Genomic DNA, 25,205 nt, shown 5'->3' with positions numbered 1-25,205 from the left:
TCATCTCATCCTTTAAGTTCCTGAATTCTGGCACGTACCTTTGCCTGTTTATCAAGATAATCTTTTTCTTTCGCTTTTTCTACTTCTACAATATGAGCTGGTGCTTTGTCCACAAAACCTTTGTTAGCTAATTTCTTTTGCACCCTTTCCACTTCCGCATTCAACGTTTCGATCTCTTTTTCCAGGCGGGCGACTTCCTGCTCAATGTCGATAAGCCCGGCAAGCGGCAGATAAAGCTCGGCTCCGGTTAATACGGACGACATCGCCTTATCAGGCGCCTCCAAATCTGTGTTCATCTTGAGCAGTTCAGGGTTACAGAAACGTTCGATATACGCCTTACCGCCTTCCAGATACGAGAGTACCGTATCGTCGGATGCTTTAATAAGCAGTTCAATTTTTTTGCTCATCGGGACATTGACTTCGGCCCGTATGTTGCGCACGCTCCGGATAATATCAATGAGCAAATTCATCTGCTGAACGGCTTCCTCATTGACAAGCTCGGAACGGTAAACCGGCCACTCGGCCACGATCACGCTTCCTCCTTTATGCGGCAGGTGCTGCCAGATGTCTTCCGTAATGAACGGCATGAAAGGGTGCAGCAGGCGCATTGTCTGGTCAAGCACGTAAGCAAGAACGGAACGCGTCGTTTTCTTTGCGGCTTCATCTTCACCATACAGTGGGAGTTTGGCTGCTTCAATATACCAATCGCACAATTCGTCCCATACGAAATTATAAAGTACGCGGCCGACCTCTCCGTATTCAAAGTTGTCGAGCAGGCGCGTCGTTTCTTTAATCGTTTCGTTGAGGCGGTGAAGAATCCATTTGTCGGCAATGCCGAGGTTTGCGCTAATGTCAATTTCTTCGTACGTGAAACCCTCCATGTTCATCAGCGCAAAACGGGACGCATTCCAGATTTTATTGGCAAAGTTGCGCGCAGCCTCTACGCGCTCCCAGCGGAAGCGCTGGTCATTCCCCGGCGTACAGCCGGTTGCCAGCATGTAGCGCATCGCATCGGCCCCGTATTTTTCAATGACTTCCATCGGGTCGACACCGTTGCCGAGCGACTTGGACATTTTGCGCCCTTCGGCATCGCGGACAAGGCCGGTAATCAATACATACTTAAACGGATTCTTACCGGTAAATTCAAGGGCCGTAAATATCATTCGCGCGACCCAGAAATAAATAATATCGTAGCCCGTCACCAGCACATCGGTCGGGTAGAAGTGCTTCAAATCTTCCGTCTCATCCGGCCAGCCGAGCGTGGAAAACGGCCAGAGGGCAGAACTGAACCACGTATCCAGCACATCATCATCCTGCTTGATATCCTGGCTGCCGCAGTGCGAACACTGGTGAACATCATCCTCGGATACGGTCATTTCCCCGCAACTGTCACAATACCAGGCGGGAATTCTGTGGCCCCACCAGAGTTGGCGGGAAATACACCAGTCACGTACGTTCTCAATCCAGTGCAGGTAAATTTTTTCGAAACGATCCGGGACAAACGATACGCCCTGTTTCGATTTCGCATCGGCAATCGCCTGTTCCGCCAGCGGTCCCATTTTAACAAACCACTGCGTGGAAAGGTACGGTTCCACAACGGCGCCGCTGCGCTCACTATGGCCGACGGAATGCATATGTTCCTCAATTTTAAAAAGGATCCCCTGCTCCTGCATATCGCGCACAATATTCTTGCGGCATTCGAAGCGATCCTGCCCCTGATAAGCACCGGCGTTCCCGTTCATTTTCCCGGACTCGTCCATGACAAGGATCTGCGCAAGATTATGGCGAAGGCCAAGTTCAAAATCGTTCGGATCGTGCGCCGGTGTAATTTTAACCGCACCGCTTCCAAATTCACGGTCAACATAATCATCCGCAACAATCGGAATTTCCCGGCCGACAATCGGCAGGATAACGGTTTTGCCTACTAACGCCTTATAGCGTTCATCTTCCGGATGGACCGCCACCGCGGTATCACCGAGCATCGTTTCCGGGCGGGTGGTTGCCACCTCAATAAAACCGCTTCCGTCCTTTAACGGGTAGCGCAGATGGTACAGCGCTCCCTGCACATCTTTATACTCCACTTCAATATCGGACAGCGCAGTGCGGGTTGCCGGGTCCCAGTTGATAATATATTTGCCGCGATAAATCAGGCCCTTCTCAAAGAGACGGACGAACACTTCACGAACAGCCCGGGACAAACCTTCATCGAGCGTAAAACGCTCGCGGCTGTAATCAAGAGAAAGTCCCATTTTTGTCCACTGCTGGCGGATCACATCCGCATAATGTTCTTTCCACTCCCATACTTTTTCGACGAATTCCTCCCGGCCTAAATCATAGCGTGATATGCCTTCTTCGCGCAGTTTTCCCTCTACCCGCGCCTGCGTAGCGATTCCGGCGTGGTCCATTCCCGGCAGCCAGAGCGCGTCAAATCCCTGCATACGCTTAAACCGGATCATAATATCCTGCAGTGTATTGTTTAACGCGTGGCCGATATGCAGGTTTCCCGTAACATTGGGCGGCGGAATCACAATGGTAAACGGCTTTTTATCAGGGTTTCTTTCGGCTTTAAAATACCCGTTATCCCGCCAGAACGGATACCATTTGGATTCAGCCGCCTTCGGGTCGTATTTTGTTGGCATTTCAATCTCGTGATTTTCCTGACTGGACATAACATGACCTCCATCATTTGTAAGCAAATAAAGAAAAAAAACTCCTCCCGTCCCTCAAAGGACGAAAGAAGTTGATTTCGCGGTACCACCTTTGTTAACCTGCTTGAAATAAAGGAAAGCAAGTTCACTCATTTCATAACGGAGAAATTCCGGTCTGCCCTACGTTTTTCAGGCAAACAGCTCAAAGGCTACCTTCCATCAGTACATCCATGCGGCCTTCCACCAATGGTCCGCTCTCTGGTATGGCATCCTGATGTACTCTTCCTCATCAGCGCTGATCAGCTATCAATTTCAATTCATCTTATTATTTTACCCAGTTCTCTGCATAATAGTCAACATGTGTATAACTGACTATACATGATTTTCCCTGACGATGTCCTGGACTATCCTGCTGTTCTCTAATTCAATGATGCGTTCTGCCTGTTGGGCAAGCGTTAAATCATGCGTAACCATAATAATCATTTTCCCCTGCTGATTCAACTCTTTAAACAGATCGATAATGAGTTTTGCATTCTGTTCATCGACAGCCCCCGTCGGTTCGTCGGCCAGTATAATGTCGGGGTTGTTAATCAGAGAACGGGCTAAAGCGACACGCCGCTGCTCGCCCCCGCTTAATTGATACGGCAGATTTTCCAGCTTATCTCCGAGCCCGACCCGTTCGAGCACTTCCCGGCCCCATTCATTATCTTTTTTATCATAGTTTCTATTAATTGTCCGCGGGAGCAGCACATTCTCAAGGGCATTTAACGTAGGAATCAGGCTGGGAAATTGAAAAATAAAACCGCAGCGCCCAGCCCGGATTGCCGTCCGCTCCTGATCGCTTAAGCCGGTAACATCTTTGCCATCAAAGAGAATTTTTCCTTCCGTCGGCTTGTCCAGCAGACCAGACATAGCAAGAAACGTAGACTTCCCGCTTCCTGAAGGCCCGACAACCGCTACAAACTCGCCGGACTGCAGGGTGGCACTTACTTCAGTTAAGGCAAATATCTTCCGCTCCCGGCCAATTTTATACACTTTGCTGACATTGTCTAATGTAATCACTTACTATTCCCCTTCCCGAATCGCCTCATATGGTTGAAGTTTTAATGTGGACCGGACAGGGAAGAAGGCGGCAAATACCGCAATAACCGCCGTAATCACTGTGATTATCGTTCCGATAAGCAATCCGGTTGGCCAATCCGGAAAGAGCATGGGCAGCTGCAAAAGCTGCAAAATAAGAATACGGTTATCATAGAGCGCCGCTCCTGCCAGCAGCGAACCGACTGCGGCCCCTATAACCGATGCAAAAGCAGCTTCCATCAAGAGCAAGCGGTAGGTAACCATTTTAGAAGCGCCCATCGCCCGCAACATGCCAATTTCCTTTTGCCTCTCGCTTATGACGGCTGTGAACATTGTCATCACCTGCAGCGCACTCATAATAAGAACGAGCCCAATCATCATATAACTCAGCATTTTGACGGGGAAAACCTGCTTATTTACCGTTTCCTGCAGACCGCTGCCTTTTACTACATCGACATTCAAGTTCATTCTGTCTATTTGACGTTTAACGAATTCCATCATACCCGGCTGTGTTTTCACCAGCACAATGGAAATGGAGCCGTCCGGAAAATTAAGCTTGTTATCTCTTTTATGGTTTAATTCACGGGCGGCATCCATCTGCATAAAAATCGTTTTATCCGTCCCCATTCCCGTTGGAAAAATCAAATTTTTTATTAAAAAGTCCTTGCCAAACAAGGTAATCCATTCTTCGGTTGCGTTATCATCATAATGATAGAGGTAATTTTCACCTCCCGCGTTTGCGCCGATAATTAAATCATACTTTCCTATTTTTTTATCGCCGGCCACCCAATTCTTCAGGGTAAAGTCCGTTTTCGGATCATACGCTACGACGGGAAAGTCGCCTGCTGTCCGACAGCAAACCGCTGAGACGGTTTGAAGATAGATTTGTGGTGAAGCGATCTGCACCTCGCTTATTGTACGGATTCTATCCAATACTGTCTCTGGCATATAGAATCGAGTCGGAGTACCCGAAATAATCATATCCCCCGCCTGGCCGCCAAATCCTTTCGGCACGACCATTAAATCGGCTCCCAGGCGATTTGAACTGGCTGCAATGCTTCTTTCCATGGAAAAAATAAAAAAATAACTGGTAAATAATATAAAGGCCGTAATGGCCGCACTGCCAGCTAACAGGACGGTTCGGGACATCTTTCGTTTCAGGTTACGCCAGGCTACGGTCGATAGTCTATTCATCTGCACACACTCCTGCGTTCTATCCTACGCTGCAAAATATAATAGTTTAAGAGAAAAAGAATTAATCACGGGAAGTGAATATTTTTATCGACATAAAAATCAACCCTGCGAGTACGACATACCAGATAATAGAGTGGACAATTTCTACTCCGTTAAGCAATGATGTTCACCACACAATGCTAAAAATTATTTTTACTATTGAAATATATCATACCGTACTTGGAATATAAAGAAAACTTGGCTAGCGCCAAGCCGCAGGTGTCGGTGATGGCCTTAGTTGCACTTATATAGATAAGAAAGTTATTCTTTCTTATCTACGAAATATAAAAGGTCTGACAGCTATAGCCGACAGACCTTTTTCCTACTAATTCAAGGTTTTCAAATACGCGATAACAGATTTTGTCTGGTCGGTTGTCCATCCGCTGTTTTTCGCCATCGCCGGCATTCCGCCCTTACCGTTTTCGAGTATCTTCATAACCCCGTCTTCCTTAAGCTTTCCAACCACGCCATGCAAGTTCGGCCCGAGGCCGCCTTTTAAATCCGCTCCGTGGCATGCTGCGCAGGCCGAAGTCAAACCTTTTCCTACTTCTGCGCTAACGCCTTGAGCTGCTGTCTGGCCGCCTGCAGGGCGGTCATCGATCCCTTTTGCTGTTAACGCATACGTAACGGCCCATATTGCCAGAATGACATATACGACAATAAGAAAGCGAGGGACTTTGCCGTGGCCTTGCTTCATACCCATTACTTCATCAACGTGCTCTTCATGACCATGATTTTCGTTGTTCGACATATTGTCTCCTCCTTTCTTATTTCGCTGAAGCCGTTGCACCTGCAGGAGCCGGTTTTAAGCTCATCAGGTAGGCTACGAGATTGTTTAAATCCTGCTCACTCAAATAATCAAACTTAGGCATAATCGAGTCAGGAACGAGCGCCTGCGGGTCTTTCAAGTGTTTGTAGTTCCAGTCTGCACTCGTACGGGCGCCTACCCACATAAGGTCCGGACCGGTACGGTTAGAACCTACCAAGTGTGGATGGTCATACACATAGTCGCCAGGAACCGTTACAGGGCCAAGATTCATCGCAAGGTCTGCTTTAACAGGCCGAACGACCTGGGTATGGCAAGTGTTACAACCATTTGCTATGTAAACTAAACGCCCTTTTGCTTCAGGTGAATCCGCTTTATAATGTCGAAGTTCAGCACTTGCTGTCGGAGTCGTCATGTCTTTATCAAAGAACGGCAGAATAATTGTGGCAAACGTACCGATCATGAACAAAACGATCGCAGCAAGGTATATAGCTAAAGCGTTTCTTTCCAAGTTTTTCCCCTCCCCGGGTTATAGTACAGGGTTGAAATAATTAAGCTGCTGCGCTTTCATCAGAAACGAATTTTGTTCCTGATTTTACGGATTTCCAGATATTAAAGGCAAAGAAGAATTGGCCGATAATCATCAGGCTTCCGCCGATGGCGCGCCATACAATCAGCTGGTGCACCGTACGAACCGTTTCGATAAACGGAGTGCCTTTCATCCATGCAAACCCTTGAATTACCCCGGCAATCCATAAGGTAAAGGCAAACATTAAGAAGCCGATAACCGAGAAGTAATAATGGGCATCCATTAATTTTTTGCTGTAAATATTCCGCCCTGTCAAACGCGGCACGGCATAGTAGATCGTTACGAAGCATACGAATGAGAAGGCTGCAAAAGGCGCCATGTGCGCATGGCCTACAACCCAGTGCGTAAATTTGACAACCGCACTAACCTGCATTAATGCCTGGAACGGCCCTTGTAAACACGCCATTAAGTAAAAGATGGAAGCCGTTACGAGGAATTTCAGGCTCACATCATCTGAAACTTTATTCCATACGCCTTTCATCGTTCCAAATACGTTTGCCAGCACTGTCCAAACCGGAATAATTAAAAGTACAGAAGGGACGATACCTGCTTTCATCAGCCATAAAGGAATCGGGCCGTTAACAATATGGTGGGGTCCGTTCCATACATAAATCGTTGCAATTGTCCAAAAACCGATAAGGGACAGCTTATGACTGTACAGCGGCTTTCCGGTAAGCTTCGGCAGAAGATAATAGATTTGGCCGATACCTACAGTAGTAAACCACAATCCGAGAACGTTATGCCCATAAAACCAGTTCATGTTTAATTGGATGGTACCGCCAACGAGCGAAGAAGGAACATTCCCCACTATATACACGAGCGGCAGCCAAATTAAAGATCCGACAAAATACCAAATAGAAACGTATAATTGCTTTTCCTCGCGTTTGGCGATAGTCATAAAAAGATTGATAGACATAAGAATGCAAAGAAGAACGACTCCAATATCGAGCGGTAACGGAAGCTCTGCATACTCAACGCCAGTGGAATAACCCATGCAGATGACAACGACTGCAGCAGCGATTGCAAGGTTCCAGATTAGGCATGTAAGGTTTCCCAGTCTTTCACTCCACAGCGGCGTGCGTGTTAACTTCGGAATCATGTAAAACATGGCTCCAACCATCGCCATGGACAACCAGGCAAGCAGGATTCCGTTCGTGTGTATAACACGAATGTGGGCGTACGTTAAAGCAAAATCCAGCCCGTTTTGTCCTTTAAAGTAAAGGAAATCAGGGTTAATTTGCTTAATTGCCACAACAAGACCAGCCAACATCGAAACGATTAGCCAAAACATAGCGGAGTACCAAAAGTTCTTAGCGGTACTGAATGGTGCATTACTTAACATGTTGTGAACCTCCCCCTTTTTTAAAATAGTGCGTGAGAACGAATACTTGTTTCAGCCCCCCGAAAATTTTTGCCATCTTTGTTTTTATACAATCCAAAATATAGAAAAAAATAAAATGGGCAAAAATAATACGCCTCCACAAGTAATCACATTTTTAGAATATATCCTCGTTCTGTTACGGTCAACCTATAAAGCATGGCAAATTAGTGACAATGGAATCAGGTCTAAATACTTATCATTCGCACTGTGTGAATGTAGTTTTCTTATCCATAACACAATACGTATATATGTATAAATATTTATAATCACCTATTTTTTTTCTGCGCATAGATTGGTACTAGGTAATTAGGAAAGGATGAAGCTGTTTATGAAAAACTGGCGCACTCATCCCCTCTATGTAAAGGTTCGTTCAGGAGCTTCCCAGCTGCTTATCCCTTTTATCGTATTTCAGCTGGCGAGAACTCTTATCTTTCCGACAGCGTTTGATGTGCTGATTTTAATCATACTCGTTTTCGCGTATTCGTCGCTGTTGATGGAATGGATATAGCCGCAGCCAATAATGGCTGCGGCTAATCCAACTGACGCACAAACTTTTGAATTTTAGTAAGCATTTTTACGTCTTTCTGCCATCGCTCAATAAATTCCTGTTCCACATTTTGAGCAGGCGGCCGATCGCGCGTATATCGTTCGATGAGAGACATCATGCGTTCCGGATAAAGCAAACAGCAGCCGAGCAGCCTTTTTTCCTGTTCAGATAACGGCCGGTGTTTATTGTATATGGCGAGCCACCTGCTTCCCCTGCTGTTATCCCAGCTGTAATTAAACAGGTGCTTGCGAAAAAACAGAGCCAAATCACGCACCGGCGTATCATAATTAGCTTTCTCATAATTAAGGAAATAAAGGCGGTTATCCGAGAATAACAGATTCTTCCGGTGAATATTCCCGTGGCATAAGCTTAACGGCAGCCCTTTATCCTCGTCGATGCCGCGCTCCAGTTCTTCTAATTTGTGGAGCGCGTGAACCGCTGGCTTGAGCACGTGATGCAAATCTTCTGCCACACATCTCTGAAACGGAGTGAGCTGCCCCTCGGATTTATCGGAAGAAAAGGCTTTAAGGCGCACGATTCCTTCTTTCCAGCGTGCGCCTATCTGCCGAAGGGCAACTGGCCCATATCCGGTCCACTTTTTTTCCATGTCTGAACTTACCGCATGGATGCGTGCCATTTCCTGAAGCACGATCAGTTCCCAATTCGTCGGAACAAGGCTGTTCCCGCCATCAAGATCCCATGGTATTAATGTGAACATCCCTTTCGGTGCATGAATATATGATTCCCCATACTTTGTCTTACAAAAAGGAAGGATGCTTTTCATTCCCTGCTTCTCTAAAAAATACAACGCATTGGCTACAGATTCAATTTGTGCAGGTTTTTCTTCTGTTTTTTTTAACAAATATTTGGCTTTTTTTGTTTTAATAAGCCATGCTTTTTCCGGCTCATTCGTTTGAATAGCAAGCGGACGCAAATCATATTCATACAGAAGGTGTTTTGCCTGTCTTTCCATTGACAGACCTCCCTCGCTGTTCGTTCCATAAGGCAATCTCATGTAAAATTTTTTCCCTTTCCATCTGCAGCTTGAACTGGCGCTGGACGAAATCATCTTCCTCGGCACGGTATCCCCCTAAAATGGCTAACATTTGCTGAAGCAACCTCCCGGGGTAGCAGAGGAGCGCAGATACGTACTTCCACTCGGCTTCAGGCCATTCACGAACGGATGTATATCCACCCAGAAAGGCATGGAGCGCGTCTGCCTGGCCGTTCTCGGCTTGAAAAATCTGCTCAAGCAGCGACACCGTATCTTCATGCAGCGGGCCAAGCACGGGATTATGCAGGCCGGTTACATACCATTCCCCTTCCCAATAAACAAGCTGCGAGCATTGAACAAAAGCAAAAGAGAGCCGTTGGGTGTCTCCCCGGGCTTTAGACGCCAGATAGAGTTCTTCCGCCTTTTGAACCCGTTCCGTTACGTGCGGAAGATTGTGTATCCAGCGGACTCCTTCCTTTTTTTCCTTCATAATCGTTTGAAGCCATTGGTAGGCATTTGTAAATTTTTCTGGTCCAATCGTACCTTCAGCCCTGTATCTCCCCCTGTAATCAACCAGGCAGCTGTCGGCATGAATAGAAGCAAGGATTTGACCGAACGATTCATATCCTTTCAACCTGATTTCCCTATCTTCCGGCCATTGAGTCATTGGCGGCCAATAATCCGACAAAGCATAAATGCCTATCCGATCCTCAATCCAATGCTCATCTTCCTTCGTAGCAAGGTAGCGCTCCACATAACGGAACCCGCGTCGAACGAGGTTTTCACGCCATGTATGCGACCATTGGAAAAGTTCCTTATCGGGACAGTAAATAATTCGCTTCGCTCCCCGGTCTGTTAGCGCCACCCAGCCGTCTTCTACGTTCTCTATTTTCTCCACCTCAAGAGCATACGCCTTTAAATAGCCGCTAAAGAGATGCTCGTGTACTTCCACGTTATCCGCTCTTGCGCACAGGAATATACAAGACTTGGCCCTGAGAAAGGGTGGCGTTACTATGCAGGCCATTCGCCTGTGCGAGATCAGATGCTAAAATACTATACCTTTCCGCAATGATTTCAAGTGTCTCATCCTTCTGGGCGATACACATTTTGAGACGTGTAAAGGTTTCTTCACTCCCCATAAAATTGGTCAGATACAGTGCATTTTCTTTTGCTTTGGGTTTTTCTTCGCTTTCATCCCTGTCATCCTGCGGCTTTTCCTGTGCGATTCGGGACTTCTGGACATCGGCTTCCACCTCCAGCATACCCGCCCGCAATCTTTCCGCAGTTTCCACTTGTTCAGCCGAATCTTTGGAACGGAACAGCGAAGAAGGATCAACCGTGACAGGATCCAACTTCGTCCCTTTTTTCGTTATCGAAACTTTAATTTCTTCCTTCGGTTCATCGGGAACTTGCTCTGCTAATTCAGCTGCCCGTTCAGCTTCCTCCTGAGTTGCTTCTTCCTGGTCTGCATCTTCCGCTGTTTCTGCCACGCTACCGTCTGTTTCTTCTGCTTCTTCTGCTGTTCTTTCTTCGGCGGCTTCATTTTTATATTCTTCCGAACCTGCATCGTCAGCTATTTTCTCCGATTTTTTCTCTGTTTTTACTTCCGCCTTTACTTCCAGGCTTTCCTTCACTTCTACTTCAACCGTTTCTCTCGCCTTTGCTTCTGCGCTCTCTTCCGCTTTTACCTCTACCGCTTCCTCTGTTATTTCCTCACTTTTTTCCATTGCTTTCTTTTTCCATCCGTCCGGCATAACATGAACTTTAACTGCCGGTTCACTCTCTTTTCTCCGTGTTTCCACTATTTTCTCGCTTTCTTCTGCCACCTTGGGGAGGAATTCTTCTTTTTTGGACACCTCTGCGATTTCCGTTACCGGAAGAGAATAATTATTTGCCGTGTCCTCCTGTTCTTCGTCTTCCATATTTCTCTCTATATCATATATAGCTGCCTGCTGGCTCTCTTCGTCACTTTCTGCCTGGAAAGAGAACTCATTAGCCACTTCATCCCCTTCTTCCGGCTCTTTGTTCCGTGAAGCAATATATTCATAGGAAATAGGAAAAGAAGACGTTTGCGTTTGCTCTTCCCTCGGAAGTGTATTCCTGTAATGAATCCCATTTAAAATCAAGTCAGCCGATATAAAAAGTTTTCGGGAAGAATGAAACTCATAATCGAAAGAATCAATAGAAGCATAAATCTTCTGCAAATCTTCTATTTTATTTCGTGGAATCTCAATATGGACAGGGATTTTCCGTGCAAATGAAACCAGTTCCTGTTCTAACGAAAAATCAATCGGCTCCAGTTGAAACGGATTGAATTTCACCGAATCTACATATCCTGTGACTTCATCCGGATCCCTATTCAGGAAAGGATTCGGATGAGGGTCGGGTTTTGCCACGTACTTTCCGGAAAGCTGGAGGTATCCGGAAATCGTTATCTCTTCGCCCTTTTCCTGAATTTGAATCATAGGAGTTAACTCTATCTCATCAATTTCCGCGATTTCTTTTTCATCGGGTGATACAAAAAAGGCATCCTGGATAGGAAACGAAAGCTTATTTACTTCGCCTTCATGCATGATGCTAATGTCCTCCCTTCGCTAATGGCTTTCTTTATTAAATATATAGAATGGGATTGATAGATATGCCAGCCGTAAAGAAAAAGTTCGTGGAATACATCAAAATTCGTTGTATTTTTGCGGATTTTCCCTTGCATGGAAGCCTTAACTGGCCGTGCTACAAATAAGAAAAACCTTTGGCTAAAAACCAGCCAAAGGCTTGCACTGATACAGTCTATTCAAGCAGACTATGAAGCACTACAGCTGCTTCAATGCTTCATAGTTTGCTTGAATGGTTCGCTCGATATCTTCATCGGTGTGGGCAAGGGAAATAAACATGCCCTCAAATTGTGAAGGTGGAATGGAGATTCCCGCTTCGATCATGAGGCGGAAGTATTTGCTGAAGCGCTCAAGATCGGAAGTTTTGGCCGTTTCATAATTGACCACCGCTTCGTCGGTGAAGAAAAGACCGACCATAGAGCCGACGAGGTTGATATGAATCGGAATCCCCACTTCGTGTGCGTTGGCGGTGATGCCTTCTGCCATGCGGGATGCCTTGCGTTCCAGCTCTTGATAAACGCCGGGCTTTCCAAGCTCAAGCAGGGTGGCATATCCAGCCGTCATCGCCAGCGGGTTTCCTGACAGGGTTCCCGCCTGGTATACCGGGCCGTCAGGAGCAATCTGGCGCATAATCTCCTCTTTTCCCCCATACGCCCCGACAGGCAGGCCGCCACCAATGACTTTACCCAGTGTCGTAAGGTCCGGCGTAATGCCAAACCGCCCCTGGGCACAATGATAATCTACACGGAATCCGGTCATCACTTCATCAAAAATAAGCACAGTTCCATACTGGCTCGTTATTTCCCGCAGTCCTTCCAGGAAACCCGGCTGCGGCGGAACCACTCCCATATTCCCGGCAACAGGCTCAACAATAACAGCCGCCAGCTCATTGCCAAAATGTTCGAAGGCGACCTTGACACTGTCCAGGTCATTATACGGAACGGTAATGGTGTGGGAAGCGATCGATTCCGGAACACCCGGGCTGTCCGGGAGTCCAAGGGTAGCCACGCCGGAGCCCGCTTTAATTAATAAGCTGTCTCCATGACCATGGTAACTTCCCTCGAATTTCATAATTTTATCGCGCTTCGTATACCCGCGTGCCAGGCGCAGGGCGCTCATTGTCGCTTCCGTGCCCGAATTGACCATGCGCACCACTTCAACAGACGGCACAATATCACAAACGAGCTTTGCCATATCCGTTTCTATTGTTGTAGGAGCCCCAAAGCTGGTCCCCTTTTCCATTACCTCTTTTAATGCCTGCTGCACAGCCGGATGGCAGTGCCCGAGAATGAGCGGCCCCCACGAGCCAACATAGTCTATGTACTCGTTACCGTCGATATCATATATTTTTGATCCGACTCCCCGTTCCATATAAATCGGGTTCATCCCGACGGATTTAAAGGCGCGAACGGGGCTGTTAACCCCGCCCGGCATGTATTTTTTGGCTTCTGCAAAATTTTCTATGGATTTATCAAATTTTTTACCCATGCTGCCAGCCTCCTTGAGTTTGTCCTATTCTAATTCCTGCAACCAGCGTGCAGCATCTTTGGCATGGTAGGTCAGGATCATATCGGAACCCGCGCGTTTTAACCCGGTAAGCAACTCAAGTGTAATGGCCTTTTCATCGATCCAGCCGCGCTGTGCCGCTGCCTTAATCATCGAATACTCTCCACTCACATTGTAGGAGGCAACAGGCAGATCAAAATTATCCCTCACTTCCCGGATAATATCCATAAATGCCATGGCCGGTTTTACCATCAGAATGTCCGCCCCTTCTTCAACGTCTGAGGCGGCTTCACGCAGCGCTTCGCGGCGGTTGGCCGGATCCATCTGGTACGTTTTGCGGTCGCCAAATTGCGGGGTTGAATGGGCCGCATCCCGGAAAGGACCGTAGAACTGTGAGGCATATTTAACGGCATAGGACATGATGGGAACGTTAATGAAGCCCGCTTCATCCAGTCCTTCACGAATCGCGGCAACGAATCCGTCCATCATGTTGGAAGGAGCGATGACATCAGCACCCGCTCTCGCCTGGGACACCGCTGTTTTTACAAGCACTTCCAGACTGGAATCGTTATCGACATAGTCACCATGAATCATTCCACAGTGCCCATGATCGGTAAACTGGCAAAGGCATGTGTCTGCCATCGTCACAAGCTGGGGTGCCCACTGCTTGACTTTACGCGTGGCACGCTGCACAATTCCTTCTTCATCGAAGGCGGCTGAACCGCATTCATCCTTATGGTTCGGTACGCCGAATAAAATAATCGACTGAATGCCAAGATTTACGATTTCTTCGATTTCTTCCTCCAGCCGGTCCAGTGAGTAATGATAAACACCGGGCATTGAGTCGATTTCATGTTTAATGTTTTCTCCCTCTACTGCGAAAAGCGGATAGATAAAGTCGTTGGCACTCAGAGATGTTTCACGAATGAGATTGCGCATCGCTGCTGTCGTACGAAGACGGCGATGCCGTTGAAAATTAGCCGACATATTTGACTCCTCCTCATAGGGTATTTAACTGTACATGTTGTAAGATAGCTTCAACTAAACCATGAATCGTATGTTCTTCAGCCATTACATCGACATGCAGTCCGAGTTCCGCAGCTGTATCGGCGGTTATCGGGCCAATTACACAAATGCAGACCCTGTCCAGCCACTTTCGCCGCCTCTCTTCAGGCAGAGCCGTGAGAAAAAAGCGGACGGCAGACGAACTGGCAAATGTAATGATATCAATTTTCTTATCTTTCAACAAATCACTGATTTGTTGAATATTCTCAACTGCTGCTACCGTATCATAAGCTGCCACATCTGTCACGCGCAAACCCAGCTTCCTCAATTCATCAGGCAGAAAATCACGTGCGATATTGGCCCGCGGCAAAAGAACCTTTTCACCCGGTTTTACGTGTGTTTTTAGTGTTTCCAGCAATCCTTCTGCGGTAAACGTTCCTGCTGTGCGCTCAACTTCTACCCCGTGTCTGGAGAGCGCAGCCGCTGTTTTTGTTCCCACCGCCGCCACACGAACGTGCGTTATTTTTTTAGCCAGCTCTATATGTACGGATTGGGCACGCTGAAAGAAAAACTTCACACCGTTAACGCTGGTAAATACGAGCCAATCATAGGAATCAACCGTGCGCAAACAGTGATCAAGTTCGGATAAATCTGCCGGGAGAGCGGTTTTTATTACCGGAAAAATAATCGGCTCGCCCCCCAATTGTTCGATTTGTTTGGCAAACTCGCCCGACTGGCTGCGTGCCCGCGTAATAACAATCCGTTTACCGGAGAGCGGACCCCTGTGCTGTGTCATTGCGCGTTTTCCTCTTTAACCCTGCGCAAAATCCCGTCAGCCCCCTGCTGTTTTAATTGGCCTGCCAGCTCCCGGCCAACTTCCTCAGGATTGCTGCCGGAAAGCTTTTCTTTTAGAATAACCTGTCCATCCGGTTCCGCTACCAGACCGGTTAAGGCCACCTCACTGCCCTGTACATTTGCATGGGCGGCAAGAGGAACCTGGCAGCCACCTTCGAGCGCAGTTAAAAAAGCACGCTCCGCGCGAATGGCAAACGCCGTATCCTGATCATGTAAACGGGTAAGCAGATCAAGCACTTCCCGGTCATCCGCCCGGCATTCGATACCAAGCGCCCCCTGTCCGACGGCAGGCAAACTTACCTCCACCGGGAGATATTCCGTGACCTCACCTTTCCATTCCATACGTTCCAGACCTGCAGCGGCAAGGATAATCGCGGAAAAACCCTCTTCCTTGAGCTTGCGGATTCGGGTATCAATATTTCCACGGATCGATTTAATCGTCAGGTCAGGGCGCCTTGCTTTAATCTGCGCGGCACGCCGTAAGCTGCTGGTTCCAATGACGGAGCCTTGCGGCAGTTCATCGAGCTTCTTACCGTCAAGGCTGATGAGAACGTCCCGCACATCCACCCGCTTCGGCACACATCCAATCACAAGCCCGTCAGGCAGCCGGGCCGGCATATCCTTCATGCTGTGAACGGCCAAATCGATATCACCATCAAGCATCGCCTGCTCAATTTCTTTAACAAACAACCCTTTTCCACCCACTTTAGAAAGGGTGACATCCAGAATTTGATCGCCTTTGGTCACGATTTTTTTAATTTCAAACGTATAGGGTAATCCATAGCTTTTTAATTGCTCAATGACCCAGTTTGTCTGCGTAAGCGCCAGAGCACTTTGTCTTGAACCGACGATAATTTTTCGCATGATATACCGTTCCTTTTTGAATTATTGTCTAAACGGATACAGCCCGTTTACAACCATTGATGAAAAGAAGAAACCGATCCGGAGATCACGTAGTTAAGAAGCACAAGCAGAAAGGATCCGGCATTCCAAAGTGCCAGTTTTCTGCCCTGCCAGCCGCAGGTAACCCTCTGGTATAAATAGAAGGAATAAACGAGCAAAAGGCTAATCGACATTAATACTTTTGGGTCAATCCAGAAATTTGCCGATACTTTCAGATGCGCCCATATGGCCCCTAGAATAATCGCCATAAGAAGGAGGGGAACCCCCGCCATATTTAATCGGTACGAATATAAATCAAGCAGAGCAAGACCGGGAAGGCGACGCATCCACTTATTCCATATTTTCTGCTTGAGCATTCGATCTTCCACCAGATACATCAGCGAAAAGATAAAGGAAAGGGAAAAAGCCCCATAGCTCAACAGCGCAATGCTTATATGAATAAACAATAAATCAGAGGTCAGACGCTCTGACACAAGAGGGGAAGCGCTCTGGTTGGCAAAAAAGTTAATCGCCAGAACAGAAAAACCAATCACATTTGTAAATAATACGAGCAAATCCACCCTGAAAAAGTAGTTAATAATTAACGAAAGGGTAACGAGAATCCATGAATAAAAAAACAGGGTTTCAAACAGAGTAAGGACAGGAAAATAATCTTTTTCCACCATGCTCATGACAAAAAAGACGCTTTGCAGCGCCCAAACAATAGCAAGCAGCCAGAAGGCGATTCGATTCACCTTCCGGCTACGATTAAGGAAATCCGCAAAATAGAGGAGTACACTACTTGCATAAAGATAAACAATGGCATCATATATTAAATTCTCACGAAACAAACGGCATGACTCCTCTCCTTAGGAGCGAACAGGAAGCTCCTGTCCAATAAGAACCCGGCGATGCCGTACAGAAATATAATCTTCTTCTCCCTGCTCCGGCTCATTCTCTATTCTATCCTCAAGAGCAAATAGCTTAATAAACATGTTCAGCGCTTGTTCGGAGTCCGGCTGTCCTGACAGTTCTTTAAGCCGAACAATCGGATCATGCATCACCTGGTTAATCAAGCTTCGCGTCTGCTTATTAATCATTCGTATTTCTTTTTCCGTTAAATCCGGACATTTATTCTCGATATTGCGCATCGCCTCCTGCTGATGAGTCAGCAGTTTTTCCCGAAGTGCTGTAATAAGGGGAGCTACCCCTAGTGTATTCAGCCAGCTCTTGAAGGCAACAAGTTCTTCCCCAATCATTATACCAATTTTCTCCGCTTCCTGCGCGCGTTCTTTTAAATTGGCTTCCACAATCCCCTCTAAATCATCAATATCATATAAATAGACGCCTTCCAGTTCATTGATAGCCGGGTCAAGATCCCGAGGCACCGCAATATCGATCATAAAAAGCGGGCGATTGCGTCGTTTGCGCATAATGGATGCAATACCCTGCTTGGTTACCACGTATCCTTCCGCACCGGTTGAGCTAATCACGATATCAGCCTGAATAAGGCCGTCATTGAGCTGTTCCATTGTATACGCCGTACCGTGAAACTTTTCCGCGAGCGCTGCTGCGCGCTCATATGTACGGTTAGCCACAATAACGTGGGCCGCCCCATTCGCGTGCAAATGTTTGGCTGTCAGCTCGCTCATTTTCCCGGCGCCGAGCACCAGAACGATTTTATCGTTAAAGTATCCGAACACCTGCTTGCCCAGTTCGATGGCAGCATAGCTGGTAGAAACAGCATTCTTGTTGATTTCGGTTTCAGAATGAGCCCGTTTCGCAACCGTAATCGCCTGCTTAAACAACGTATTAAAAACGGTCCCGGTCGTTCCAACCGTCTGCGCTAACTGGAACGCATCCTTAATCTGACCAAGAATCTGTGTTTCACCCAGCACCATTGAATCAAGGCCGCAGGCGACCCGAAACAAATGGCGAACAGCATCATCGTTCTCTTTTATATAAATATGGTCTATGAATTCCTCGCGCGGAACATTAAACCACTGCGCGAGAAAGGCTTTAATAAAATGTCGGCCCGTGTGGAGCTGGTCAACAACCGCATATACTTCCGTCCGGTTGCACGTGCCAAGAATGACGGCCTCCAACACGCTTTTTGTACCGTTTAACGTAAGCAAAGCCGCACGCTTATCTTCTTCTAAAAATGCAAATCGTTCACGGATTTCCACTGGGGCCGTGCGGTAATTCAATCCGATTGAAAGAATGTGCATAGGTGACACCCCATCCTTACATAAATTTCTTCTTTCTATGTTACGACCCGTTCTAAAGTGCTATGCACTTCTTTTCACAAAATTTATTATACCACTCATTTTGTCGATAATTAAAATAAATTGTGAACGGTTTATGAAGTCTTGTCTTTTTTATTATAGCAAAAAAAAGCATCCGCCAAACAATTGGAGGATGTTAGGAAATGTATAGTATGGCGTTATTCCTCGGCGTGCGTTTTCGGTTTAAGCTGCTTCATATAAGGTGTTTGACGGATTTTCTTTGTGTGTTTAACGGCCAGTGCATGGAAATAAGTTTGGCTGTGAACAGTTTTTTCGCCTTCTTTTTTTTCAACGCGGGTATACGTGCCGTCCGGGTTGAGCTGTCTCGCTTTAACATTGTCGCTTAAATAAATGCGCAGAATTTCTCTCACCCGTTTTTTTAAATGATTGGCTTCAACCGGAAAAAGAATTTCGACCCGGCGTTCCATATTTCTTGTCATCCAATCTGCGCTGGAGAGAAAGATTTGCGGCTGCCCGCCGTTGCGGAAATAGAAAATACGGCTGTGTTCCAGGAAACGGTCAACGATGCTGCGCACCCGGATGTTCTCACTTACTCCCGGAATTCCCGGCCGCAGACAACAAATCCCCCGCACAATCATATCGATCTGGACACCGGCCGCTGAGGCCTTATACAAAGCTTTAATTAGTTTCTTGTCGGTAATTGAATTCATCTTTATGATAATCTGTCCCGGATTTTCCGGCGTACTGTTCGCGATTTCATGTTCAATCAGCTGGAGAAATTTATTTCGCAGCCCTGTTGGAGCCGCCTCGATTTTTTTCCACTTCGGCGTTTTTGAGTAGCCGGACAAATGATTGAAAATATAGGAAGCATCAATACCAAACATCTCATTACAGGTAAACATTCCAAGGTCGGTATAGAGGCGGGCTGTGGAATCATTGTAATTTCCTGTACCCAAATGCACATAACGGACAAGTTTCTGTCCTTCCTGCCGGACCACAAGCGTAATTTTGCAATGCGTTTTCAAACCAACCAACCCGTATATAACGTGGCAGCCCGCCTTCTCCAACTTTTTAGCCCAGACAATATTGTTTTCTTCATCAAAGCGCGCCTTAAGTTCGACAAGCACGGTAACCTGCTTGCCGTTCTCCGCCGCTTTTGCCAGTGAATTCACGATCGGTGAATCCCCGCTTACGCGGTACAGGGTTTGTTTAATGGCAAGTACGTTCGGATCCTCGGCAGCCTGCTTCACAAAATGGACGACCGGATCGAATGACTCATACGGATGGTGTACAAGAATATCTTTGGTGGCAATTGCTTCAAAGATGTTGTTTTCCCCTATAAAATCAGCAGGCGGCTGAGGCGGGAGTTCCTGATAGCGCAAATGGTTATACCCCGGTAAAGAATAAAATTTCATGGCGAATGTCAGGTCAAGCGGCCCGTCGACTTGATAGATATCGCTTGATTCAATCTCTAACGACTCCTGAAGAATCCCTTTTACGTATTCATCCATCTCCCTGGTTATTTCAAGGCGGACAGCGGAGCCCCATTTGCGTTTTTTCAACTCTTTTTGAATCTCTTTCAGTAAATCTTCGGCGCCTTCCTCGTCCAGTGTCATGTCCGCATTCCGTGTAATCCGGAATGGTTGAACGGACAGAATCCGATTCCCTTTGAAAAGAAAGTCCACATAATGGCAGATGATATCTTCCAATAGGATAAACTGCGACTTATCTTCCTGGCATGGCAGCTTAATAAAGCGAGGAAGAACGGAAGGAACCTGGACCACCCCGAACAACAATTTACTCTTGCCGTCTTTTTCGGTCTCGAGCATCACCGCTAAATTAACGCTCTTATTTAATAGCAGCGGAAACGGACGGCTGGCATCCACAGCCATTGGCGTTAATACCGGATAAATCCGGTCGTAAAAATAAGCGTGGACAAATTTCTCTTGCTCCGCTGTCAACTGTTTCGGTTTAAGAAACGAAATCCCCTGTTCGAAAAGCAACGGAATGATAGAATTATGAAGGATTTCATATTGGGAAGCAACGAGCTGATGCGCTTCATCCGAGATCGCTTCTAACTGCTGTCGGGGGGTCATGCCCGCTTTATTTTCCGGAGCGTAATCCCCATGTTTTTCCTGGTCCTTAATCGAGGCCACCCGAACCATAAAAAATTCATCCAAATTCGAACTAGTGATAGAAAGGAACTTCAACCGCTCCAGAATGGGATTATCCGGATCCATGGCTTCTTCCAGAACACGCCGGTTAAAAGCCAGCCAGCTTAATTCACGGTTGATATAATAATCCGTACAATCGAAATCTATTTTATCCTGTTCAACCGAATGCTCGATATTTGCTGAAGTATTTATGTTTTCCATGCTTATCCTCTCCGTTTAACGGGATCTATAAAGCCTTCCATTCAATTTGCAATGGGTGACCAAATTGTTTTTTAAACTTTTTCTTATATTCTTCAATGGCATCCATTTCAAGCACTTGATTGCCGTTGCTAAAACACCTCAGAGTGATTTCCTCCTGGCTGCGGGTATACCGGATGATGGAAACTTGCTGTGTAGCTGTCCGATCCAGCGCTTTTGCCATTAAAATAAGGAGACTAAGCTGTTCAATCATTTGAAAATCAGCTTCCGTTAACAGCGAATCATAAGGCGCGGCAAGCTGGCGCATTTTCTTGGTTCCTTTATAGGAAGCAAGCAGTGCCGCCAGAAGCCTCTCCCGGTGTGATAATCCCGGCAGAAGGACATGTATCATTAAATAAAAGGTATGCTGGTTCGATTCCCGGAGATTGATTGCCTGTCCAATATCACGCAGCCGTGACGCCACTCGAAGCAGCATTTTTTCACGGTTGCCGTAGTTATGCACTTTCTCCTGTTTCAACTGGTCAAACATCCATCCTGTTAACTGGTCTACATGAGCAGCATGCACCGGGTTGACATTGTAGCGATTGATAAACATCTGAACACCATGTTCGACAACGTCATTCAGTAATGGTTTAGCCGCTGGCGAAAGGTCATTTTCCATCCAAACACCATCCCGCAGACCTCTGTTGCTTATCATGAGCGAGTCACATTCGGCATGCTCAAGCAAGACTTTTATAATGGCGATCCCGGCCACAATTATATCCGCCCGCTCCTTTGAAAGTCCCTCTACGTTTTTAAGCTGTGCGATGGTTAGTGGACGCACATAGTCATAGACAGAATCGATCTGCCATGTTTTCATTTCATATTGATGAAGGCTCGGCAGAGGGTAGCGGGAGATTTTCTGGTGAATTTTACCGAGATTTCTCGCCGTTCCCCCCATGCCTACAAGCGGAATATTCTCTTTTTTTATCCATGGTTGTGTTGCAAACATGCTGCGCAAATAGTTCTCCAGTGACTGAATTTCTTCCGGAGTAGGCACTTCGTGATGAAAAAATTGTTGAGTCAGCGTAACAGCCCCAAAGGGAAAGCTGTGGCTTTTCACAAGGTTTCGATTGCAAATTTTTACTACCTCTGTGCTTCCACCCCCGACATCAATTGTCAAACAATCGTTTACCCGTATCGAATTAACTACAGCAAGATAACCATAATAGGCTTCTTCTTCTCCTGTTAACAAGCGAAAATGAAATCCGGTACGCTCGCTAACTTCTTTCAGGAAAAATTCTTTATTACCTGCTTTGCGTACGGCAGCAGTAGCTACGCCTATTACTTTTGTAACACCACGCACCTCACACAGACGGCGAAATTTCAATAACGTACTGATGGTTTTTTCCATGCCTTCATCTGAAATATTGCTGCTTTTATCTAAGTAAGCACTTAAACGAATCGTATTTTTTACATGGTCCACTTCATACATAACGCCTTTATCCGATTTACAGTAAATGACAAGACGAACAGAATTCGACCCCATGTCAATGATAGCCTCATATTTATCCATAATTACCAGCCTTACGCATTTTGTACTTCTTACTTATTTTAACGATTATATGTTAACTTATTGTAAATCTTTTAACAACTGTATGAAGAATTTGTGATTGCTCAGATAATTTTTCGGCTGCCCGGGCAAGATCCTGAACTCCACCTACCTGCTGTTCCATAGAGGCTGCCCCCTTGGCCATTGACTCGGTAAATTCCTCCACAATGGCGGTCAGACTTCCAATAATATGTTCCATCTCCGCTCCATTCTCCATGATGCGGCTTGAGAACGTTACATTTTCCGATACTTGATCTTTCGTTTTTTCAACTACTTCATGCATCGTACGGATCGATTCTCCCGCTACTTTCACGACTTCCATTCCTTTTGTAATCGCCCTTACACTTTCTTCCGCTTTTTGTACGGCTTCCGTTGCTTCCTCCCGCGTTTTTTCCAGCGTCATCAAAATATCGTCTGCAAACTGTGACGTGCTTTCGGACAGATTGCGTACCTGACCCGCTACAATTGCGAATCCGCGTCCGTGTTCTCCGGCACGCGCGGCTTCAATGGAAGCATTCAGCGCAAGCATATTCGTTTGCCGCGCAATCCCCGTAATCATGGAAATTTTCTGCATCATTTCATTTGTAAAATGCGATACGGCCGAAATTCTCTGAACCGCTTCCGTTACGAGAGATTCAATGTTTTTCATATGAAATTCTGAATCGCCTATAGCTGCAGTTCCTATGTTGGCGCTCTCAAAAGCACTGTTTGATAAAGACAGAGCCTGACTTATATTATCGGTCATCTTATGTACTTCGGTCATCATTTGCTCTGTCATCGCGTGCGCTTCTTCTAAGGAAGCGAGCTGGGATTCCGTCCCTGTGCGAAACGTGTTCATCATTTCCGACATTTCTTCGAAAGTCCGAACGATCTGTGCCGCTTCTCCCGCCTGGGCTTCACTTATATCTTTTGTCACCTCAGCGGAGACAGCCAATTCCTGTACAATGTTCCTCGTTCCAATAATAACTTTATTTAACTCATACCCCATCTGGGTAAATTGATTCCGCCCATGGCTTCGCGTTGTGACACGCAGGTCTCCCGCTGAAATACTTCGGGTTACCTTGTACCAATCACGTAAACGGCTTGCGATCTGGTTATACAAAATAAAAGATCCGCTGATTCCTACAACAAGTGAGATAATGGAGGCAAATAGCATAGATTCCTTCATGTCGCCCATCGCGATAAATGTAAAGGCGGTTGCCAGCGTTGGAACAGTCCCCAATCCATAAATCGCCGGAGTCAAAAACGGGCGGTGCATAATGCGTCCCATCCGCAAATTAAAGCGCTTACCATTTGCGTATTTTAAAACCGGACAGGATGCGTCGATTAACAATTCACCCGTATTGCGCGGATACACTTGCAGCAGAGGTTGATCCGTATTCGCCGACTTTCTACCTACTTCATCGTCAAAAATATTTCCTTCACGAAGCCGATTCGTATGAACAAGACCGTGTCCGTTCCTGTCAACGAGTACGAAATATTCGTCGTTCGCAAGATCCTCATCCAGGATCGCCCTTATCTGCTCTCTGCATGAATCGATGGATTCCATTTCTCTTAGAAGCGGTTCTATTCTTTTTGCTGTTCGCTGGACTTTAGCAAGTCCTGTTCTCGCACTCCGGCTTTGAAGCATGCGATTCATACACGTTCCCCCTTTATTAGGCATATTGAATTATTCGCCATTCGATTCAGTCGAACCTGCTTTTCCTTATTATATTTCGGAATATTATTTCTTTTCCACCTTATCTTTTTTTCCCTTATAATTGTAATATCTCTCTGCCACATACAAACGGGAGTACCAGGCTTGGCTGCATGTATGTGTGTAAAGACAATTTGATTAGCGCCAAGCAAAAGGCGTAGGCGTTAGCTTTAGTTACACGTATGCGTGTAAGAAAGTTACACTTTCCTGCACGCTGAGAAAGGGTCGGGTGAACATCTTTATGAAAAAAACGCTTGTAGCTGATGCTATTTTGCTGTTTGTTACTCTCGTGTGGGGAACGACTTTCGTTGTGGTGCAGAATGCAATTAATACCCTCCCCCCACTGACATTTAACAGCATTCGTTTTTTTATTGCGTCCGTTTTTTTATTTGTTTTTCTTATTATGTTTTATCGGCAGCAGATTCGCCAAATTAATGGAAAATTAATGGTTGCAGGATTCATACTTGGGACCCTGCTGTTTTTAGGGTATGCGTTTCAAACAGTTGGCTTGCTTTATACAACTTCATCTAAGGCCGGATTTATCACCGGTCTCTCTGTTGTCATGGTTCCGGTTTTTGCTTTTTTCATCCTCAGGCAGCATCCAAAACTTTCCGCCATTTTAGGCATTCTGATTGCAACCATTGGATTATACTTTCTTACCATGAGCAATACGATGGCGGTTAATAAGGGAGATATCTTTGTTTTTCTTTGTGCGATTTCTTTCGCTTTACAAATTATTTACACCGGGCGTTACGCCCCTCATTTTCCATCGTTGGCGCTCGCATTGCTGCAGATTCTCACGGTATCGATCCTTAGCGGCCTTGGTTCCCTGGTGTTTGAAGACTGGCATGCGGCTCTGAGACCGGCCGTGATGATGAACCCCACCGTGTATTGGGCCCTTCTCATCACAGCGATACCCGCAACAGCACTTGCTTTTCTGGCCCAGACAAAGTGCCAAAAGTTTACGACTCCAACACGGGTCGCCCTTATCTTCTCAATGGAACCCGTTTTCGCCGCCGTTACCTCCTACTTCTTCTCCAGCGACGTATTAACCGGCCGTTCACTCGTTGGGTGTCTGTTTATTTTTATCGGTATGATTTTAGCGGAGCTGCCTATTGATCAGCTGGTACAGAGGATGAGGGACAAGGCAAAAACTTCGACGAATTGTTAGCAGAAACAAACTCAGAGGGCGGTGAATGGAA

Annotated in this window: 20 protein-coding genes and 1 other annotated feature; of the genes, 2 read left to right on the top strand and 18 right to left on the bottom strand. The window is 46.4% G+C overall.

Annotation, left to right across the window (positions count from 1 at the left end):
- Positions 1 to 5 precede the first annotated feature (5 nt).
- The 6 genes from H525_RS0102425 to H525_RS0102400 form a co-directional block, all read right to left on the bottom strand.
- A complete protein-coding gene (locus H525_RS0102425) occupies positions 6 to 2,669 on the bottom strand; it encodes a valine--tRNA ligase (RefSeq protein ID WP_027414873.1) in 2,664 nt (887 codons plus the stop codon).
- A 54-nt stretch (positions 2,670 to 2,723) separates the two neighbouring features.
- Positions 2,724 to 2,950 (bottom strand) — a binding site (T-box leader).
- A gap of 70 nt (positions 2,951 to 3,020) precedes the next feature.
- Entirely contained in the window at positions 3,021 to 3,710 is a 690-nt protein-coding gene (locus H525_RS0102420) for an ABC transporter ATP-binding protein (RefSeq protein WP_027414872.1), read from the bottom strand.
- Positions 3,711 to 3,713: 3 nt separating this feature from the next.
- The gene (locus H525_RS0102415; protein WP_027414871.1) at positions 3,714 to 4,922 is read right to left on the bottom strand and encodes an ABC transporter permease; all 1,209 of its coding nucleotides are present in this window, start codon (positions 4,920 to 4,922) and stop codon (positions 3,714 to 3,716) included.
- A gap of 364 nt (positions 4,923 to 5,286) precedes the next feature.
- Complete coding sequence (locus H525_RS25290) at positions 5,287 to 5,712, bottom strand: c-type cytochrome (RefSeq protein WP_051330744.1); 426 nt, start codon at positions 5,710 to 5,712, stop codon at positions 5,287 to 5,289.
- A gap of 16 nt (positions 5,713 to 5,728) precedes the next feature.
- Positions 5,729 to 6,238 (bottom strand): cbb3-type cytochrome c oxidase subunit II, encoded by a 510-nt coding sequence (locus tag H525_RS22510; protein WP_051330743.1) that lies wholly within the window; start codon positions 6,236 to 6,238, stop codon positions 5,729 to 5,731.
- Between the two features lie 40 nt (positions 6,239 to 6,278).
- Positions 6,279 to 7,658 (bottom strand): cbb3-type cytochrome c oxidase subunit I, encoded by a 1,380-nt coding sequence (locus tag H525_RS0102400; protein ID WP_027414870.1) that lies wholly within the window; start codon positions 7,656 to 7,658, stop codon positions 6,279 to 6,281.
- A gap of 367 nt (positions 7,659 to 8,025) precedes the next feature.
- Here H525_RS0102400 and H525_RS0102390 point away from each other — a divergent pair, with 367 nt between their 5' ends.
- Complete coding sequence (locus tag H525_RS0102390; protein ID WP_035099693.1) at positions 8,026 to 8,205, top strand: hypothetical protein; 180 nt, start codon at positions 8,026 to 8,028, stop codon at positions 8,203 to 8,205.
- 22 nt (positions 8,206 to 8,227) lie between these two features.
- Here the strand turns inward: H525_RS0102390 and H525_RS0102385 are convergent, their stop codons facing one another.
- The 12 genes from H525_RS0102385 to H525_RS0102330 form a co-directional block, all read right to left on the bottom strand.
- Positions 8,228 to 9,217 carry a phosphotransferase gene (locus tag H525_RS0102385; protein WP_027414868.1) on the bottom strand — a complete coding sequence of 330 codons (990 nt, stop codon included), beginning with the start codon at positions 9,215 to 9,217 and terminating at the stop codon, positions 8,228 to 8,230.
- On the bottom strand, positions 9,186 to 10,190 hold the full coding sequence (locus H525_RS27755; protein WP_027414867.1) for a hypothetical protein: 1,005 nt from the start codon (positions 10,188 to 10,190) through the stop codon (positions 9,186 to 9,188). Before H525_RS27755 ends, H525_RS0102385 begins: the two co-directional genes overlap by 32 nt.
- 1 nt (position 10,191) lies before the next feature.
- Complete coding sequence (locus H525_RS0102375) at positions 10,192 to 11,811, bottom strand: LysM peptidoglycan-binding domain-containing protein (protein ID WP_027414866.1); 1,620 nt, start codon at positions 11,809 to 11,811, stop codon at positions 10,192 to 10,194.
- Positions 11,812 to 12,048: 237 nt separating this feature from the next.
- Positions 12,049 to 13,338: a glutamate-1-semialdehyde 2,1-aminomutase gene (gene hemL, locus H525_RS0102370; RefSeq protein ID WP_027414865.1), complete on the bottom strand. Its 1,290-nt coding sequence runs from the start codon at positions 13,336 to 13,338 to the stop codon at positions 12,049 to 12,051.
- 24 nt (positions 13,339 to 13,362) lie between these two features.
- The gene (gene hemB / locus H525_RS0102365; protein ID WP_027414864.1) at positions 13,363 to 14,343 is read right to left on the bottom strand and encodes a porphobilinogen synthase; all 981 of its coding nucleotides are present in this window, start codon (positions 14,341 to 14,343) and stop codon (positions 13,363 to 13,365) included.
- Positions 14,344 to 14,356: 13 nt separating this feature from the next.
- Positions 14,357 to 15,157, bottom strand: a complete 801-nt coding sequence (locus H525_RS0102360; protein WP_027414863.1) for a uroporphyrinogen-III synthase — start codon at positions 15,155 to 15,157, stop codon at positions 14,357 to 14,359.
- Positions 15,154 to 16,080 carry a hydroxymethylbilane synthase gene (gene hemC / locus H525_RS0102355; RefSeq protein ID WP_027414862.1) on the bottom strand — a complete coding sequence of 309 codons (927 nt, stop codon included), beginning with the start codon at positions 16,078 to 16,080 and terminating at the stop codon, positions 15,154 to 15,156. Before hemC ends, H525_RS0102360 begins: the two co-directional genes overlap by 4 nt.
- A 47-nt stretch (positions 16,081 to 16,127) precedes the next feature.
- Positions 16,128 to 16,949, bottom strand: coding sequence for a cytochrome C assembly family protein (locus tag H525_RS0102350; RefSeq protein WP_027414861.1), 822 nt, complete (start codon positions 16,947 to 16,949; stop codon positions 16,128 to 16,130).
- Positions 16,950 to 16,967: 18 nt separating this feature from the next.
- Positions 16,968 to 18,326: a glutamyl-tRNA reductase gene (hemA, locus tag H525_RS0102345; RefSeq protein ID WP_027414860.1), complete on the bottom strand. Its 1,359-nt coding sequence runs from the start codon at positions 18,324 to 18,326 to the stop codon at positions 16,968 to 16,970.
- 215 nt (positions 18,327 to 18,541) lie between these two features.
- Entirely contained in the window at positions 18,542 to 20,719 is a 2,178-nt protein-coding gene (locus H525_RS22505; protein ID WP_051330742.1) for an RNA degradosome polyphosphate kinase, read from the bottom strand.
- A gap of 25 nt (positions 20,720 to 20,744) precedes the next feature.
- Positions 20,745 to 22,271: a Ppx/GppA phosphatase family protein gene (locus tag H525_RS22500; RefSeq protein WP_051330741.1), complete on the bottom strand. Its 1,527-nt coding sequence runs from the start codon at positions 22,269 to 22,271 to the stop codon at positions 20,745 to 20,747.
- 52 nt (positions 22,272 to 22,323) lie between these two features.
- On the bottom strand, positions 22,324 to 23,946 hold the full coding sequence (locus H525_RS0102330; RefSeq protein WP_027414859.1) for a methyl-accepting chemotaxis protein: 1,623 nt from the start codon (positions 23,944 to 23,946) through the stop codon (positions 22,324 to 22,326).
- Positions 23,947 to 24,244: 298 nt separating this feature from the next.
- Here H525_RS0102330 and H525_RS0102325 point away from each other — a divergent pair, with 298 nt between their 5' ends.
- A complete protein-coding gene (locus tag H525_RS0102325; RefSeq protein ID WP_027414858.1) occupies positions 24,245 to 25,174 on the top strand; it encodes a DMT family transporter in 930 nt (309 codons plus the stop codon).
- Positions 25,175 to 25,205 lie beyond the last annotated feature (31 nt).

This window comes from Aneurinibacillus terranovensis DSM 18919 (genome assembly GCF_000430625.1).
In the GTDB taxonomy this organism is placed as follows: Bacteria; Bacillota; Bacilli; order Aneurinibacillales; family Aneurinibacillaceae; genus Aneurinibacillus_B; species Aneurinibacillus_B terranovensis.
This window is presented reverse-complemented; position numbering and strand designations above follow the sequence as displayed.